The sequence below is a fragment of the Bacteroides fragilis genome (assembly GCF_019583405.1).
GTDB classification, from domain to species: domain Bacteria; phylum Bacteroidota; class Bacteroidia; order Bacteroidales; family Bacteroidaceae; genus Bacteroides; species Bacteroides fragilis_B.
The window spans coordinates 304390-322149 of record NZ_SZUU01000002.1; the positions used below are offsets into that span (position 1 = coordinate 304390).

General features: G+C 42.8%; 20 protein-coding genes and 1 pseudogene. 16 read left to right on the forward strand and 5 right to left on the reverse strand.

The genetic code is table 11. The annotated features are described in order from the left end of the window. Window positions 1–3 precede the first annotated feature (3 nt). The 3 genes and pseudogenes from FDF36_RS05610 (at window position 4) to FDF36_RS05620 (ending at window position 2822) form a co-directional block, all read left to right on the forward strand. Window positions 4–945 carry a DUF5712 family protein gene (locus FDF36_RS05610; RefSeq protein WP_220390653.1) on the forward strand — a complete coding sequence of 314 codons (942 nt, stop codon included), beginning with the start codon at window positions 4–6 and terminating at the stop codon, window positions 943–945. Then, window positions 942–1331, forward strand: a pseudogene (locus FDF36_RS05615) (GNAT family N-acetyltransferase). The gene FDF36_RS05610 and the pseudogene FDF36_RS05615 overlap by 4 nt, the downstream one beginning before the upstream one ends. Window positions 1332–1670: 339 nt before the next feature. Next, complete coding sequence (locus FDF36_RS05620; protein WP_220390654.1) at window positions 1671–2822, forward strand: hypothetical protein; 1152 nt, start codon at window positions 1671–1673, stop codon at window positions 2820–2822. A 98-nt stretch (window positions 2823–2920) separates the two neighbouring features. Here the strand turns inward: FDF36_RS05620 and FDF36_RS05625 are convergent, their stop codons facing one another. Both FDF36_RS05625 and FDF36_RS05630 read right to left on the reverse strand, forming a co-directional pair. Then, window positions 2921–4174, reverse strand: coding sequence for a site-specific integrase (locus FDF36_RS05625; protein ID WP_220390655.1), 1254 nt, complete (start codon window positions 4172–4174; stop codon window positions 2921–2923). A gap of 20 nt (window positions 4175–4194) precedes the next feature. Further along, window positions 4195–5430 (reverse strand): site-specific integrase, encoded by a 1236-nt coding sequence (locus FDF36_RS05630; RefSeq protein ID WP_220390656.1) that lies wholly within the window; start codon window positions 5428–5430, stop codon window positions 4195–4197. Between the two features lie 669 nt (window positions 5431–6099). Between FDF36_RS05630 and FDF36_RS05635 the strand changes: the two genes are divergently transcribed. The 12 genes from FDF36_RS05635 to FDF36_RS05690 all read left to right on the forward strand — a co-directional run bounded on the left by FDF36_RS05635 (window position 6100) and on the right by FDF36_RS05690 (window position 15456). After that, window positions 6100–6936 (forward strand): helix-turn-helix domain-containing protein, encoded by an 837-nt coding sequence (locus tag FDF36_RS05635; RefSeq protein ID WP_220390657.1) that lies wholly within the window; start codon window positions 6100–6102, stop codon window positions 6934–6936. Window positions 6937–7053: 117 nt separating this feature from the next. Then, entirely contained in the window at window positions 7054–8028 is a 975-nt protein-coding gene (locus tag FDF36_RS05640) for an aldo/keto reductase (RefSeq protein ID WP_220390658.1), read from the forward strand. Between the two features lie 24 nt (window positions 8029–8052). Beyond that, on the forward strand, window positions 8053–8637 hold the full coding sequence (locus FDF36_RS05645; RefSeq protein ID WP_220390659.1) for a DapH/DapD/GlmU-related protein: 585 nt from the start codon (window positions 8053–8055) through the stop codon (window positions 8635–8637). Window positions 8638–8644: 7 nt separating this feature from the next. Next, entirely contained in the window at window positions 8645–9184 is a 540-nt protein-coding gene (locus tag FDF36_RS05650) for a flavodoxin family protein (RefSeq protein ID WP_220390660.1), read from the forward strand. 23 nt (window positions 9185–9207) lie between these two features. Beyond that, entirely contained in the window at window positions 9208–9978 is a 771-nt protein-coding gene (locus FDF36_RS05655; RefSeq protein WP_220390661.1) for an SDR family NAD(P)-dependent oxidoreductase, read from the forward strand. Between the two features lie 211 nt (window positions 9979–10189). Next, complete coding sequence (locus tag FDF36_RS05660; protein ID WP_220390662.1) at window positions 10190–11263, forward strand: alpha/beta hydrolase; 1074 nt, start codon at window positions 10190–10192, stop codon at window positions 11261–11263. Between the two features lie 9 nt (window positions 11264–11272). After that, entirely contained in the window at window positions 11273–11854 is a 582-nt protein-coding gene (locus FDF36_RS05665) for a flavodoxin (protein ID WP_220390663.1), read from the forward strand. Between the two features lie 18 nt (window positions 11855–11872). Then, a complete protein-coding gene (locus FDF36_RS05670) occupies window positions 11873–12625 on the forward strand; it encodes an acyltransferase (RefSeq protein ID WP_220390664.1) in 753 nt (250 codons plus the stop codon). After that, entirely contained in the window at window positions 12622–13455 is an 834-nt protein-coding gene (locus FDF36_RS05675) for an aldo/keto reductase (protein ID WP_220390884.1), read from the forward strand. Before FDF36_RS05670 ends, FDF36_RS05675 begins: the two co-directional genes overlap by 4 nt. A gap of 21 nt (window positions 13456–13476) precedes the next feature. Further along, window positions 13477–14439, forward strand: coding sequence for an MBL fold metallo-hydrolase (locus tag FDF36_RS05680; protein ID WP_220390665.1), 963 nt, complete (start codon window positions 13477–13479; stop codon window positions 14437–14439). 18 nt (window positions 14440–14457) lie between these two features. After that, window positions 14458–15216: an NADPH-dependent oxidoreductase gene (locus FDF36_RS05685; protein ID WP_259281372.1), complete on the forward strand. Its 759-nt coding sequence runs from the start codon at window positions 14458–14460 to the stop codon at window positions 15214–15216. Between the two features lie 9 nt (window positions 15217–15225). Next, the gene (locus tag FDF36_RS05690; RefSeq protein ID WP_220390666.1) at window positions 15226–15456 is read left to right on the forward strand and encodes a tautomerase family protein; all 231 of its coding nucleotides are present in this window, start codon (window positions 15226–15228) and stop codon (window positions 15454–15456) included. A gap of 57 nt (window positions 15457–15513) precedes the next feature. Here FDF36_RS05690 and FDF36_RS21150 read toward each other — a convergent pair whose 3' ends face one another. Continuing rightward, a complete protein-coding gene (locus FDF36_RS21150) occupies window positions 15514–15771 on the reverse strand; it encodes a hypothetical protein (RefSeq protein ID WP_259281373.1) in 258 nt (85 codons plus the stop codon). A gap of 92 nt (window positions 15772–15863) precedes the next feature. Between FDF36_RS21150 and FDF36_RS21155 the strand changes: the two genes are divergently transcribed. Next, entirely contained in the window at window positions 15864–16160 is a 297-nt protein-coding gene (locus FDF36_RS21155) for an RteC domain-containing protein (protein ID WP_259281374.1), read from the forward strand. A 551-nt stretch (window positions 16161–16711) separates the two neighbouring features. On the opposite strand, the gene FDF36_RS05700 is transcribed toward FDF36_RS21155, so the two are convergent. Both FDF36_RS05700 and FDF36_RS05705 read right to left on the reverse strand, forming a co-directional pair. Continuing rightward, complete coding sequence (locus tag FDF36_RS05700; RefSeq protein ID WP_220390667.1) at window positions 16712–17173, reverse strand: DUF3473 domain-containing protein; 462 nt, start codon at window positions 17171–17173, stop codon at window positions 16712–16714. A 244-nt stretch (window positions 17174–17417) separates the two neighbouring features. Then, window positions 17418–17597, reverse strand: a complete 180-nt coding sequence (locus FDF36_RS05705; protein WP_220390886.1) for an LbetaH domain-containing protein — start codon at window positions 17595–17597, stop codon at window positions 17418–17420. Between the last annotated feature and the right edge of the window lie 163 nt (window positions 17598–17760).

Genomic DNA, 17760 nt, shown 5'->3' on the forward strand with positions numbered 1-17760 from the left:
ACCATGCACATAGATTTTGCACCACCATCGGGAGGAACATATAACAATGCAGGAAGTAGCCGCCAATTAGCTTCATACATGGAACATGAAGATTTGGAACGGATGGAAAAAGGTATTTATACCGATGGCTTTTTCAACTTATCGGATGATAATATTTACAAATCAAAGGTTATTAAGGATATAGATAGTAATATCGGGCAATTACTGAAAACAGATGCTAAGTTTTTCACTATCCATGTCAGCCCATCGGAAAGCGAGCTTCGGGCAATGGGGAACACCGAACAGGAGAAAGCCGAAGCCATGAAACGGTATGTTCGGGAAGTGTTTATTCCTGAATATGCCAAGAACTTCAACAAAGGACTATCCGAAGCGGATATAAAGTTTTACGGGAAGATACATTTTGACCGTAGCCGTTCCAATAACGAACTAAATATGCACTGCCATTTGATTGTCAGCCGTAAAGACCAATCTAACAAAAAGAAGCTATCACCGCTTACCAACCACAAAAACACCAAGAACGGAGTAATAAAAGGTGGCTTCGACCGTGTGAATCTCTTTCGACAAGCGGAACAAGGCTTTGATAAACTATTCAGTTACAACCGCCAATTATCCGAATCCTTTGAGTATTCCAACACGATGAAGAACGGAAGCATTGACGATAAACTGAGAGTGCAGGAGCAGGAGTTGAAAGAGCCAAAACAATATTTTGCTGGCGAAAATAAAAAAGAAATATTCCAATCCAGTGAAAAAGAAAACAATATTTCTTGCAACCTTGATAGCAAGGCAGATGAAAAACATTCTTACAACCAGCAAAATAACGGTAGTGGCGATTCTCTATTATCTATCTTCTCATTGGGAGATGGTAATAATAACAATGCTGCACCAGTAGAAGAATTACAGGCACAAAAACGCAAGAAGAAAAAGAAGAAAGGGATTAGACGATGACTGAATATGAAGAACTAAGAGCCGATATAGACCGCTATTTGATGGAACGTTTTAAGTATTGAAAATCGCTTGTATGGCTGGCAGTGGATAATATAATAGCCACCCGAAGAAATAGCCGGGTAGATTTATATTTGCGTATTAGAAAGGTTGAAAGCCGTTTTCCACCTGATTGCCTGATTATCGCCCGATTGAGTTTTAGCAAAGAACGTATAGGGCATGGAACGCACTTTATCCGATTTCTGACAAGAATAGCCCGAAAGTACGATTTTAACCATATCGGCATTGAGTGTGCCAACATCAAAAGCAGTACTTTTGCCAAGAAATTAGGCTTTTACTGCATAGATGGTGAGAATTACGTAATAGCAGTAACCAATCTAATATCCTAATTTTCAATGGAATAACCTTGATTAATTCTTTCTTTCTCTGAACACAAAGGTATATTCCAAGAATAAAACGGCAACACCAAGCCCTACGGATTTTGATAAATTTCTTCCTTTTTGCTCCACAAAAAGAGTAAATTTATCAAAAGTGTTGCCTTATTTATTCTCTCCATATAGGAGATGTTTATCAGAGAAAAAAAGGAAAAATATATGTATGGTTGAGTGTTTACGCAGAACACACTCACTTCCATTCATTCTACCCCATTTTTTGAAACCAACTAAAAACTGCTTTCCTTTGCTTTAAAAACATTGAAATCTATATCTTTACTGCAAAAAGAAAAATATATGAATAGTTTATTTGATTCATTTGAAAGAACATGTCTCGAATTTGCAAAACACAATGATAATACTTACGAGTATTATAATAACAGCGCACGAACTGATATGTCAAAAGTGAGAGATACTTTAGAGAGATGGTTCTATAATTATCCTGAAGAAGAAAAGAAAGAGCTAAAGAGCCGATTTAAAAAAGATTTTGACTCTTCATTTTATGAATTGTTCTTACATGAACTGTTTTGCAAATTGGGGTATGATATTACTATCCATCCCGATTTACCATCTTCACCGAAAAAACCTGATTTTCTAATATCTAAAGATAATTTGGAATTATATATTGAAGCTAAGGTTGTTAAGGGTAAAACAATGGAACAGGAGGCTTTTGAACGAAAAAGAAATGAACTCTATGATAATCTGAATAAGTTAAACACAAAAGATGTTTGTTTAAATATTGAAGATGTTTGTTTTCTGACCCAGAAACAACCAAGTACAAAAGAGATGATAAAATGTATAGAGGAAGAATTTAAAAAAATAGACCCCGACATATTGAGAGAAGAATTAAAGAAAAATGGCATTGAAAATCTACCGAAGATAGAATATAAGAATAGGGATGTTCATATCATAGTAAGCCCTATTCCAGTAAGTCCTTCAACAAGAGAGGAAAAAATACGTCCAATAGGTATATATCCAGCAGAAGCCTTTTGGGGAGGAGGTGAAGAATCTCTCAAAGAATCGATTGAAAAAAAAGCTAAAAGGTACGGAAAATTGGATAAACCATTTATTGTATGCTTAAATTCGTTAGACATTAGAACATCGGGAAAAATAGACGTTGATAATGCTATTTGGGGGACAGTAGCATTTTCATGGTCGACAAATCCGGAAAGTAAAGATGAAAAATGGATACGACAATTAGATGGCGTATTTTGTGATAAGAAAGGTGTGCGACTTAAAAATCTTACAGGTGTTTTCGTTTCTAAAGTATGCCCTCATAATATTCCTGTTGCCAATTATTGGCTATATGAACATCCTTTTTCCGAGAACAAAATGGATTTCGATAAAATAGGATTAAAATTCAACTATATGAGCGAAGGAAAAATAATTGACAACACGGGCGATAATATAGGTGACATACTTAAAATCCCTAAAGATTGGCTTACATAAGTGATTATCGGGAAAGCATTAACTTTCCCGATAATCATTGATAAATTGTTCTCATAGGTTTCCATTTTAAGGAATTTTCTGTTTCTTCTACACTGTTTTTAAATTTTATTATCAGTTTCGGATAGTATATACTTTCCTTGAATCTGTTTCGCTAAATTTGTCATATCCTCATTGATTTTGGTACGGGTTATTTCTGCATATATTTGAGTAGTGGAAATGCTTCGATGTCCCAATGTCTGGCTAATCGTTTCTATTGGAACACCCATTGAAAGACAAAGGGGTGCATAGCTATGCCTTGCCATATGATAGGTCAAACGTTTATCAATATTGGCTGCTTTGGCTATCTTTTTCAACTGAATATCAGCATTTTCTATTGTACATAACCTAAAGACCTTTCCGTCAAGCCCCGCAAAAGCCGTATTCCGGTATTTCTCGATAAGACGCAATGGAATATCAAGCAGGGGAATGTAGGAAGTCGTTCCAGTTTTTTGACGATTTAAGACAATCCATTGTTCGCCATCTTCTTGCCGTACAATATTATCATGCCGTAAGTTCTTCAAGTCCACATAGGCAAGCCCCGTGAATGTCGAAAACAGAAACATATCACGAATAAAATTAGCACTCTCATGTTTCATGTCTATCTGCATCAACCGCTGTATCTCATCCATTGAGAGCCATTTCCGTGTAATGGTTATCCGCTGCGGACGATAACCAAAGAACGGGTCTTGATACATCAAACCTTTGTTTAAGGCTCTCATTACAACCCTGCGCAATGGTTTTATCGTATTGTTGGTTGTGCTTGCACTTAATTGCAAAATGACTTTTAGATAGTAAACATACGATTCTATAAAATCAAAATCGACTTGGGCAAACGGAATATCCGTTACCCCGTATTTGTACCCCAAAAACTCTTTCAAATGTAGATAAGCACGATAAAGATGTGTATAAGTGGTTTTTACTATCAAAATGCCGACAGACTGCCGTTTCTCTTCAATCAAGGCTGCAAATTCCTGTATTAAGCTGTTTTGTTTAATGCCAATTCCTTTAATAGCGTTTTTCAGGATTTCAGCCGTAATGTAGCTTTTGTTTTCCAGTAAGGTTTTATAGTGGCGGACAAGTTCAGTCCGATAGTTTTCTATCCGTTTGTTGATGTTTGTTTCTTCCTTTGATTTACCTATGGCTATTCCCTGTTTGGCATCCCATTTTTCAGGAGATAGCTCTAAGCCCGTACTGAAAGCCGAGCTTTTACCATCCACACTGATACGCCCCATGACAGGGCAATTACCTGATTTTTTCTTTTTGCTGGTATTTAAGTAAAAGAGTATAGCGAAAGTGCTTCTATTGTTTTGCATAATATCTACATTTTGGATTGTTAAAAGTTGAATTTAGTGGCAAGACGTGCAGATAGCTGCTGCATATCATTGCCTATCTTCTCATTGTTAAGACGTGCGTAGCGTTGGGTTGTTTCAATATGCTTGTGTCCTAACATCCGGCTTACACTCTCAATCGGAACGCCTTGTGAAAGGCAGATTTGAGAAGCGAACGTATATCTCGCCATATGGTAGGATAATTTCCGGTTGATACCGCAGTTTCTTGCAATTCGTTTTAAACCAACATTCACCTGTCCCAAACTCATGTGAGGAAATACTTTTCCATCGGGAGCAAGCCCCTTGTAATACTCCATGATGTGGATAGGGATGTTCAATAGTTTTACATTAAACTCCGTATGCGACTTTTGCCTGTTGGCTGAAATCCACAAGCTACCGTCATCTTCGGTAATAATATCTTTCCAAGACAGTTTATGCACGTCTGCATAAGCCAAACCGGTAAAGGTCGAAAACAGGAACATATCACGGATAAACCGTTGTGTTCCCGATTTAAAGGGAGTTTTCATTAGTAAATTCAATTCGTCATTGGTGAGCGACTTGTTTTTAAGTTCCGTCTTTTCCAATTCAAAACCGTCAAAAGGCGGACGGGTGATAATTCTTCGATGCAATGCCAAACGTATGACCTTGTTTAGCAAGACAATCCGAGCCTTTACGGTTCTCGGCTTCATCTTGCGTTTTACACGGAAAAAGAAATTCAATGCTTCGATAAAAGGCAAATCTAACTCGGCAAGGGGAATATCCTCTACATGGTATTCTTCCCGAAAAAATTGTTTAAGCTGTTTGTAAAGGACTTCATACTGCTTGTAGGTGGATTGTGCCCTGTCGATGCCTATTCTTCCTTTGAAATCTTCCATCATTTCACCGAACAGGACAAGGAGCGTTTTTTGTGTTGTGGCAATTCCTTGAAAGGCGTTCTTCACTTCGATAGCGGTTACTTTTCCGGTTCGCTTTAAAATGTCCTTGTAGTGCGTGTGTATGGAGAGATTAATTTTATTAATCTCTCTGTTGAGTTCAACGGCAGCACGGCTTTTGCCGATTGCCCGACCTGACTTTACACTCCAAAGCCGTTCTTCGATTTTTAGCTTTGAGCCGAATTGTGCGATAGTGTTGCCGATGATAATTTTTCCGACAATCGGAAAAATGGCATCGGGATTTGTTTCTGTTCTCTCCGTGTTCCCCTCTCGTTTGAGATAGAAGGACACCTTTAGTTCGTTGTTCATAACGCTCACATTTTTAGTTCGTAAAATTACTTTCTTTGTGAGTTATCCGAACAATGTAAACCGCAGACAAACAATGCTATAACCAGACGTTCCACGTCATCGGTTTGCCGTATTTTTCGCCTCTCGGAACGGGTAACGGTTTAGAAACGGAAAGTTTGCTCTAATCCGCTTTTTCCTGCATTTTCGCTACTCGGCACCCAAAGACACTAAAATACATACATTTCTATCTATCAATTAATTACCCTAATTTTCTCCCTTTCTCCTTTTACACTCCTTGTTTTCTAAGTAACTCGATACCTTTTGAGTTACTCTCAAAAGCCTTGCCTAACGGGTGGAATCGCTCCTCCGAAGTCGGGCGATTAGAAAGATAGAGCGAGTTGAAATACAGCGGTCTTGAAACGCAAAATTCAATTAGAACTGACTTTGTCAAAGCCAGAAGCTGCGTGCAGACCGACAAAGGAACGGTACAGGCTCAATCGCCGCTGACCGCAGAACGGGCGACAGTAGAACCACCACGCACTGAACCAATCGTAGTTCCAACGAGAGCACATACAGTTCGTGAAACCAATGGATAAGCTGTTACAATTAAAAAAATAAAAATGCAGGTGAGCCGCAGAGAAATGAGCTTGTTTTATTATATTTGCAAAGTGGAATAAAAAACATAACAATATGACAGATGAACAATTAGGGCAAATGAAGCTTATATTCAATTACAACGATGTTTTTTACAGTTTTTACTACGATGATCTCAGCGGTTGCATACATCGTTCCCGCGAATATGCCATCAATTATGTCTATTCAGGTGAGATGATTCTCGACAATGGAAAGGAAAATATCCATGTAGGGAAAGGCGAATGCGTTTTCATTCCGCGCGACCATCACATCACTATGTATAAGAGGACGAAAGATGGTGAGCGGTACTGCGGCATCTTCCTTATGTTTACACGTCGTTTCCTGCGTGAAATGTACGGTAAGTTGGAACAACGTAAAGTACCGGCAAACACCTCCAAACTTGATTCCGGTGTAATAAAACTACCGAAAACGGTAGAATTCGCCAGCCTGTTCGCTTCCATGACACCCTATTTCGATCCCGAAGTAAAACCCAAAGACGATTTCATGAATTTGAAATTGCAGGAAGGGTTGCTGGCATTGCTGCATATCGACAAGCGATTCGCACCGACGCTGTTCGATTTCAACGAACCGTGGAAGATAGACATCATGGAATTTATGAACGAAAACTACATGTACGAATTTACGATGGAAGAAATGGCGCACTACACGGGGCGCAGCCTTGCCACGTTCAAACGGGATTTTAAGAAAATCAGCGATCTGACACCCGAAAAGTGGCTGATTCGCAAACGCCTCGAAGTAGCTTACGCCAAAATGCAGGAGGGTGGCAAAAAGGTTGTGGATGTCTATGCCGAAGTCGGATTCAAGAATCCGTCGCATTTCTCGACCGCTTTCAAAAAACAGTATGGCATATCGCCGACCGCCGCATTCGTGTGAATCAGAATCAAAGAGGTTGACCTTTTGAGAAATTTTATTTGAGCCTCACAGCAATGTTGTTGTGGGGCTTTCTCTTTAACTTTGCCAACGAAATCAGAAACATAAAACGAAACAGTTATGATAAAGTGGCTAATATCTTTGATGATGGCGTGCAGCTTGTCCTTGACGGTAAGTGCTTGCAGCCCCGATGATTCTTCGAAAAACACGGAGAATACAGTTCTCGAACCAAAACCGATTCCGGAACCTGCGCCCGGAAGCGGAATGTTCGACCTGACCAAAGGCGAAAACGGTAATCCTCCGACGATCCTGCTCAGCAGCGGATATGAAATGCCGATTATCGGTCTGGGAACATACAGTCTTCACGGCGATGTGTGCGTCAATGCTATCCTGTCTGCCGTCAAACTCGGTTATCGGAAATTCGATACGGCGAGTTTCTACGGCAACGAAGAGGAGGTCGGCGAAGCCATCCGCACCTGTGGTGTGCCTCGTGAGGAATTGTTCGTCTGTACCAAACTCTACCCGAACCAATTTGCCGATACCGAAAATGCCATTGAGGAATCACTGCGCAAACTCAATATCGGCTATGTGGATCTGATGTTGCTCCATCATCCCGGAGCGCATGATGTGGAGGCATACAAGGCAATGGAAAGAGCCGTGAAAGCCGGAAAAATCCGTTCGGTCGGCGTGTCGAACTATTATATCGAAGAAATGACGGATTTTCTGCCCAAAGTGAACATAAAGCCGGTGCTGGTTCAGAACGAGATACATCCTTACTACCAGGAAAAGGAAGTAGTCAAGTTCATGCACGAAAATGGCATCGTCATCGAGGGATGGTATCCGCTCGGCGGCAGGGGCTACACGGCTGCCATGCTCGGCAACGAGACAATCGGCCGGATAGCGAAAGCGCACGGCAGATCACCGGCACAGGTCATCTTGAGATGGGACTTGCAGAACGGTGTAGTCATCATACCCGGTTCAAGCAATCACGACCATCAGAAAGAAAACATTTCGCTGTTCGATTTCGAATTATCCCCTAAGGAAATGGCGCAAATCGCCGCCCTTGACCGAAACGAGAAACATGATTGGCATTAAACAAGTAAAAATAGACAAAAAACAATGAACGACATTTTTGAAAAAGATCTTCGTGGCGAAATGGTATCGCCCCATGATTCCGGTTACAATGAACTGATTGACGAGATCTTTGCCACGATGCGCAAAGCAACCGAAATGAACACGGGTTACCGAACGCCTGAAGAGGTACACGGATTTATGGCGGAAATTCTTGATAAGCCGCTACCTCAAAGCACAACCGTACTCCCTCCGCTTTATATCGACTATGGCAAACCGGTCAGTATAGGCGAAGATTGCTTTATCCAGCAGTGTTGCACTTTTTTCGGGCGCTGCGGCATTACGATTGGTAACAGCGTATATATCGGTCCGAAAGTAAATCTGATTACCATCAATCACGATGTGAACCCCGAAAACCGCAGTGCCACCTACGGCAAACCGATTATAATCGAGGACAAGGTGTGGATCGGAATAAATTCAACGGTTTTACCCGGTGTCAGGATCGGATACGGTTCCATCATCGGTGCAAACAGCGTCGTCACAAAGGATGTGCCGCCCATGACGATCGTTGCCGGCAATCCGGCACGCATCATCAAAAAAATCTGCGCGAACAATGAAACAAATCCCCAATAACAACCCCATGAAAAAAGTATTGGTTATATCGTCAAGCCTCCGCTTAAGGAGCAACTCGGAAGCATTGGCCGATGAATTTGCCAGAGGAGCTTCCGAAGCAGGGAACGAGGTCGAAAAGGTAACGCTCAGAGAGAAGGATATCCGCTTCTGCAAGGGATGCCTCGCCTGCCAGAAAACACAGCGTTGCGTTATCAACGACGATGCTCCTGCCATCGTAGAAAAAATGCACGATGCCGACGTAATCGCATTCGCATCGCCAATCTATTACTATGAAATGTGTGGTCAGCTCAAAACACTTCTTGACCGTGCCAATCCGCTCTATTCGTCCGATTATCGTTTCCGCGATATTTATATGCTAACCAGTGCGGCCGAGAATGAAGCGCATGTACCGGAACGGGCTGTGACTGGACTTACTGGCTGGATCGACTGTTTCGAGAAGGCTCATCTCGCAGGGACGGTCTTTGCCGGAGGTGTCAGCGAACCGGGAGAAACGGAAAGGCACCCCTCGTTGATGTGTGCATACGAAATGGGGAAAGCCATCAAATAAAGACAAACTAAAACGAATTAAATATGGATACTAAAATGTTGGATGGCAAGGTAGCCATCATTACAGGAGCCAGTTACGGCATGGGACAAACAATGGCGGAACTGTTCGCAGACGAAGGCGCTTCGGTCGTACTGACCGCACGTCATGAAGAAGAATTGGATAAAGTAGTCGAAGGCATCCGCAGCAAAGGCGGCAAGGCAATCGGTATTGCAGCCGACGTAACATCACCCGAAGACACGAAACGAGTGTTCGAAACAACACTCAAGGAGTTCGGCGATCTCGACATTCTTATCAACAATGCCGGAATCGGAGAACAAAAACTGATAGACGATACCGATGATGCATGGCTGGAACACGTAGCGGCGGTAAACCTTGCCGGGCCTGTACGCCATATCCGGGAAGCACTCAAAATATTCCTCCCCAAAAATGAAGGTGTAATAATCAACATCACTTCGGTTAATGGCACACGTCCTTTCTGTGGAGCAGCATATACGGCGACCAAAGGGGCTTTGAACACCCTGACTAAAAATGTTGCCATGCGCCTCATACAAACCAACATTCGTTGTAATGCAATCGCTCCCGGCTCTACGGTTACCCCAATACACTTGGCAAACAAGAACCAAGAACATCCGGGAGGAAAAGGTATGCTGGAATACAGCCAACACTATGTTTATTTCCCCGGTCCTGAATGCGACCCTATCGACCAGGCGTATGCTTGCCTGTTTTTAGCGAGCAAAATGGGGAAAGCTGTCAAAGGACAAGTGCTTCAAGTTTGCAACGGAGCTTTCTTGTAACCGTTGTATATTCTTCGTTTATATGATTATTTGCTCCAGTGCATAATGGACACTGGAGCAATTTTTTTAGCATTAACATCAAGCTTTTGAAAAAACACATAGTTGAGCTTTTGAATAATCTCTTTTGAGCCTGACAAGAATGTGCTGTCTATTTTATAGCCGTACCTTTGCATTATAAAATAGAACGATAACCATTTAAGCAATAGAAAAAATGAAAACAGCGAATCTGAAATCCGCAGCTATCGCAGCCCTGTTAGGCATGGGATTGTTTACCGGCTGCACGAACAGTACAACAAATCAAAAAACAAGTGATAACATGGAAACATTAAATCTTACACAAGAATGGGATAAGAAATTCCCGCAGAGCGACAAGGTAAATCATCGTAAGGTAACCTTCAAAAACCGTTACGGCATCATGCTTGCCGCCGACCTCTACGAGCCCAAGAATGCCGAGGGCAGACTCGCGGCCATCGCCGTGAGCGGCCCGTTCGGCGCTGTTAAGGAACAGGCATCGGGACTTTATGCACAGACGATGGCCGAACGCGGATTCCTCACCCTCGCATTCGACCCTTCCTATACAGGCGAGAGTGGCGGCGAACCCCGCAACACGGCATCGCCCGATATCAACACCGAGGATTTCAGTTCGGCGGTTGATTTTCTGGTAGCACTGCCCAACGTAGATGCGGAACGCATTGGTATCATCGGCATCTGCGGATTCGGAGGAATGGGACTGAATGCGGCGGCGATGGATACCCGCATCAAGGCAACGGTGGCTTCGACCATGTATGACATGAGCCGCGTGAATGCAAACGGCTATTTCGATGCCGAAAACAGTGCCGAGGCTCGCAAGGCGAAGCGTGAAGCGATGAATGCCATCCGCACCCGCGATGCGCAGAACGGCACGACCACGCCCGGTACACCCGGTCTGCCCGCTGAGATCAAGGGCGATGAACCGCAGTTCGTCAAAGATTATTTCGATTACTACAAGACCGACCGCGGCTTCCACGACCGCTCAATCAACTCCAACGGTGCATGGAGTCCTACGATGGCGCTTTCGTTCATCAATATGCCGCTGTTGTCCTACATTCACGAGATAGACAACGCCGTATTACTCATTCACGGAGAGAATGCCCATTCGCGCTACTTCAGCGAGGATGCCAACAAACGGCTGACAGGCGACAACAAGGAATTGATGATTGTTCCCAATGCCAGCCACACCGACCTCTACGACCAAAAGATTCCGTTCGACAAGCTGGAAGCATTCTTTAAGTCAAACCTCAAATAATGATCTGCCATGAGAACAAAACTTTTATGCCTGCTCTTATCCGTTATCGGATTATGTGGTTGCAACTCAACCAACGCACAAAAGCAACCCAAAACAAGCAATGTCAAGTCCGGAAAATCATTGGTCGTATTTTTTTCATGGGGAGGCAATACACGCGCCGTCGCAGAAAAAATAGGTCAACTTACGGGTGCAGACGAATTCGAGTTGCAACTCGCAGTTCCTTATACCACCGACCGCGATGAAATAGAAGAAGTGGCAAAACGGGAAGTCCGAGACAAGCATATCCCCAAGCTCGCATCGCTTCCTCCGAACATGGAGCAATACGATGTGATTTATATCGGTTCTCCGTGCTGGTTCAACACCTTCGCGCCGCCTGTTCGCACCTTCCTCTCCACGGTGGATTTGTCTGGAAAGAAAGTAGTACCGTTTATGACACATGGAGGCAGCAGAATGGGACAAAGTGTACAGGAAATACGCAATTTGGCTCCGAAAGCAGATGTAACGGAGGGTCTTGCCATCCGTGAATCCAATGCAACCAACGCTGAAAAAGAGATATCGGCATGGCTGAAAAAGAACAATTTGACGAAATAGCTTAAGTATGAATTTACAATGAACAAAATAAAAGGAATAGACAATCGAATTGTGCTGCATTTCCCAAATAATTCGGAAATAGAGTGCCTGAACAACAGCACTCCGGCATGGCAGGATGCAGTGAACCGTGCCAATATCATAATCAATGGTGACAACAACCGTGTGGACTTGCATTTCAGTACAGAGCAGGAAGCCATAGATTTATTGTCCAATATCGCATTCAACATTCTTATTATAGGCAACGAGAACCACATGAATGTAGGAAAATCACTGACAGCTTGTTATAATCCGGGATGGGACATGTTCGGACTCCATCTTGCTATCGGTACAGCGTTCGATCCGTGGACGAACACTCCGCGTGCGGCGAACAATTGCCGAATGGAAATCGGGGAACACATCATTGCGTGCGGCGCCGTGATTTATTTACAGGAAGACGGCTCCCATATCACCATCGGACGTGATTCGATGATAAGCTGGGGCGTAGACATTTGGTGCACGGATGCGCATACCATCATGGACATGGAGGGTGCGCCCACCAACCAACCGCATTTCATCGAGATCGGAGAACACGTATGGATCGGCAAGGACGTGAAAATAGGCAAGAATGTCCGTATCGGCCGCGACAACATCATCGGTTGGGGCAGCATCGTCACCAAGAGTTTCGAAGAGAGCAACGTGCTGTTGGTCGGAACTCCGGCGAAGATTGTCAAGCGAGAGATGCGATGGGACGGCCGCACGATCGGCGAATACATGAAGGGGCAAAATCAATGACCGGGAACCGCTTGTTCCCCTTGCCCGACGGAGCGACCGTCTGCCCGTTGGGACAAGGTACGTGGAGAATGGGACAATCCGCCGCTCGGCGGCAGGAAGAAATACGGGCATTACGGCATGGTATCGAGCTGGGGATGAACCTTGTCGATACCGCCGAAATGTACGACAACGAGGAACTGGTAGGCGAAGCTGTCCGTCCTTACAGAGAAAAAGTATTCCTTGTAAGTAAGGTTTTACCGAGTAATGCGAGCTATCGAGGCACGAAGCTCGCCTGCGAACACAGTTTGCTGCGGCTCGGCACGGAGTATATCGACCTATACCTGTTGCACTGGAAAGGATGCCATCCTTATGAAGAAACCATTCGGGCGATGGTAGAATTGCGACAAGAGGGAAAAATCCGTATGTGGGGTGTCAGCAATCTGGACACAGCCGATATGGAACGAATCGTTTTGCTGCCGGGTGGGAATGGCTGCGCCACCGATCAGGTACTCTACAATCTTGGCGACCGGGGTGTGGAGTTCGATCTCATGCCGTGGTGCGCTGCACGCCGAATGCCGGTCATGGCCTATTCACCCATCAGCGAAGGACGGCTGCTGCGCCACCGTACATTGGTGGAAATCGCCCGGCGACACGATGCCCCCCCAGCACAAATCGCATTAGCATGGACGATGCGTCAGCCCGGTATCATCGCCATACCAAAAGCCGGCAATGTAACCCATGTGGAAGATAATTTCCGAAGTCTTTCCATCAACCTGACAGAGGAAGATCTGTATGATTTGGATACGGCATTCCCCGCTCCGATACGAAAAATACCATTGGCAGGCTGGTAATAAATAATAAAAAGAACGATAATGAAAAAGATACTATTCATTGTAGCAATTACATTCTGTTTGAATGTATGTCTGTATGCACAAAAACAGATGAACTTTAATCGCATTGGTTTATACACAATGAACATCGGAAAAATCGAAGCCATTGTCATCAGCGATGGACACCTTTGCGTAAATCCGGTGCAGGCCGAGTTCGCGCAGCGTATTGATTCTGCCGAAGTCGCCCGAACGCTTCAAAAGCATTTTGCACCTGCAACGGAGGTCGATCTAGCGATGAATATTCTCTTACTGAAAGTTGAAAACCGACTGGTATTGATAGATGCCGGTGCCGGATATGTATTCGGTTCCGAAAGCGGACGACTGGTCGAGAATCTTCAGTATGCGGAAATCGCGCCGGAAGAAATAACCGATATTGTAATTACTCACACGCATCCCGACCATATCGGAGGTTTGACAGACAAAGAAGGGAATCTCTTATTTCCGAATGCTGGAATCTATCTTGCCCGTGAAGAACATGATTTTTGGATGTCACCGAGTCCGGATTTATCCAAAAGTACCATGACAGATAAAAAACACATGGAAATGCTGGCGGATGTAGCACAAAAGAACATTCGTTCTGTAACAAACAAACTGCATTTGTTTCAGACGGATGAAGAACTGTTGGGGTGTTTGCAGATGATACCTGCTCCGGGACATACGTCGGGACATACCATAATTCGGATATACTCCGGAAACGAGGAGCTTTATCATATTGCCGATGTTGTACATTCCGAAATAATTTCGTTTGAGCATCCCGAATGGATTTATAACAGCGACACGGACTATAAAGAGGGAATAGAAACACGCAAGAAAACATTGGAACGATTAAGTAATTCCAATTCATTGTTTTTCGCTTATCATTTGCCTTGGTCGGGATTAGGATATGTAAAATCCACTGCGGACGGATATAAATGGATACAGAAACGAGTTGTTATGCCGTATTAAAATTAAAGGAGAATGACTATGACAAATAATGTTATTGATAATATGCTGGCTCATCGTTCCATCCGTTCATACACGGACAGAGCGGTAAGCGATGAAGACTTGAACTCCATCATCCGTGCGGTACAAACCGCGCCGAATTGGGTAAACCTGCAACTCGTTTCCATGACTGCGGTAAAGGATGCCGACCGGAGGCAACGTTTCGCTGAATTGTGCGGTCATCAGGCATACATTGCCGAAGCTCCCGTATTCCTCGTGTTCTGCGCCGATTACTATAAAGTAGCTCTTGCTTGTCATGCAAAAGGACAGCAACTCGATGAAATGATGCAAGACATCGACACCCTACTCGTGGGAGCGCACGAAGTCGGTATTGCGCTCGAAGCGGCTGTCGTTGCTGCCGAATCGTTGGGATTGGGGACAGTACCTATCGGAGATGTACGTAAAAATGCACAAGAGGTTATATGTGAATTGCAGCTTCCCAAATACGTCTTTCCGGTGTTGGGATTGTGCATAGGCTATCCCGCGAATAATCCGAGATTAAAGCCCCGTTTTCCGAAACAAGCGGTCTTTTTCGAGGAAACATACAATGCTGACTTGAAAGATGACCTTGCTGAATATGACGCATTGTATGCCCAATATCTGAAAGAACGCCCGTGGAACAATCGTGTAGGTAACTGGACTGACTTAGCGGCTGATTTTTATCTGCATCCGTATCATTATAAGGGAGTTGCTGATGTATTGTTGAAACAGGGATTCACATCGGCTAAGAACGACAAGTGATTCTTCGCCATGCACATTGCAATCACGACATTGCCGGGTTACAGCCCGCAAGAGAAAAAGCTACTTGCCCGACGACTGAAAGACGCGGCAGTAAACCTCATGGGAGTAACCCCATGTACCGTTTCCGTATCTGTAAAAGATTTGCCGATAGAAAATTGGGATGATTTTATCCAAAAGTTACCAGATGATGAAATCATTATACCTGAAACATATCGGGAGTATATAAAGCATAAAAAATAAAACTTATTGCATCTCTTCATTATAGCTAAAACATCGAATAGAGTTTAAAATCATCTTTTAGGGAATAAATCGCCACCATCGGTTGTCATGTGCAACAATACGATAATTGAAGCCATAAGATTTACGGATTATCTTGTCGATGCCGCCTCGAAAACCGTTACGAAAGAACTCTTCCGTAAGTTTAACAAAGCAAAGCCCTGCAGTCGTTCTGTAACGAGGAGCAAGACCGGATTGCGCTTTTTCGCACGCTACGCTACACGCAAGTCCGATTACACGTCTTATGGAAATCCCTGCCGGAAGAAGATGTTTCGACAAGTAACACGCAAAGCCGTTTCTTGGATATAGCCATCGGGTATATCAATACGGAATCGAACTTGCTGCATCGGTACGACCGAGTATAGGAATCGGTGAAACCGAACCCCTTGTATCATTGGACGGGAGCAGTCGTTGAACTGGTTGAGTTGGTATATGGTTTGAACGAGATGAAGCGTATAGACGACGGTAAAACGGTCATGAACGAGCTGGCCGCATTCTTCGGCAAAATATTCGGTATCAAACTCGATGCAAGGTATCTCTATGACGCTTATACGGATATTAAGCACCGCAAGAACGACAGCCGGGCGTACTTTCTCGACAAGATACGGGAGCAGCTGAACCTGCGGATGCAACGCGATGACGAAAAAGAGCGTGAACGCCGTCGATAACTAAATAGTGCGGAGGGAAACCACGCCCGCATTTCTTTTCTATAATTTACGATTTTGTAGATTCCAAGAAAAATATTATATTTGCATAGAGTGTGTGACATGTCGTCATACAAATAATTGTTCAGCATTATGTCTGAACCTGTTATTCCGTTAACAGTAGCCTAAAGTAATGGTTTGGTACGAGACCTTTTTGATAAAATCCCTGTAATTTACAGAAGTTATACGCGAGTCACTAAATCGTTACCAATAACTTTCTCTCTTTTTACTCCAAGCTGTCATTCAGACAGATACATAAAAGTTTCTTATCCGAAGCCAAAGAGAAATAAAAATTAAAATAGGACAAATAATTATCAATATGAGGAAGACAACAATAAAATAAAAAAAAACGTTTAAACAAATATTTACACATATTGCAATCTAATACATTCTGTGTTTTCCCAATTAATCAATTTATCCGCTTCTTCTAAACTTAAAAAATGAAAATCATTAACCAACTTTATAAAATTCTCATAACAGGGAGAAAGCCCATATTAATTTTTCAAATATCTAACCTATATATGTCCCTCGCCTAATGTCAGAATCTTCCTTTTTTGATCTTTATCAAAATCCTTTAAATGAAAATAAGTCATTACATAATTACTCTTTTGCATAATTGATCTTATCCAACAATATGGAAACAAACGAAAATATCCTCCACCAGAATACGCAACTTTCCTCCTTAAGACCCCTGTTAAGGAGATTAGAAACTCTTTTATATACATGCCATTAATTTCAATAATTGCAGGTATATCGGTATTATAGCTGGGAAATCCACCAAAACTTCTTGTCGTAGGAAAAATTGAACAATCAAATTCTAACCCATTTTCAATAAAGATCTCGAAAGCCCATTTATTATTTTCTGTTATAGAAAAAGCTGGTGTCCTATAAGCTATTATTTTCTTCGAAATTATACTCTCAAGAATTTCAATTGCCTTTTTTGAATCTTCTCTAAAATATTGGACTCCCTTATTCAAAAAAAATCATGACTATAAGAATAACATCCAATTTGATGCCCTCTACTATCTATCAATCTAATAATTTCTGGATATTTTTCAGCCATAATTCATAAGCAAAAGAAAGTAGCTTTGTAATTACACTCATCTAAAAGATCAAGAATATTATTCAAATATCCCTCCAAACGAGGAATATAGTCCTTTTCGACACCTATCTGATAACGTTTATAAACCCACCAATCTTCAATATCAAAAGCAAAGATATTTATATCAATTTCGCTGAGGTATTTTTTATTACTTTAGTAGGTCTTCCCACCGCAATACACCAATCCGGGATATTTTTAGTAACTAAAGAACCAGCACCTATTATACTCCCTTTTCCTATAGTTACTCCAGGTATTATTATAGAATCAGTCCCTGTGGAGCATCCCTCCTTTAAATGAATCGGAACTGTAAGCTTATTTTAACAGTACGTTAAAACTTATTCTTTAGATGCAAATACCAAGTTCTTTACGTGCAAAAGACTTATTATTTGCATCTAAGAATAAAATGGCCGGAAGAGGGCGTTAACAATGTTAATGAAGAGCACTGATACACGCAACCGGAAA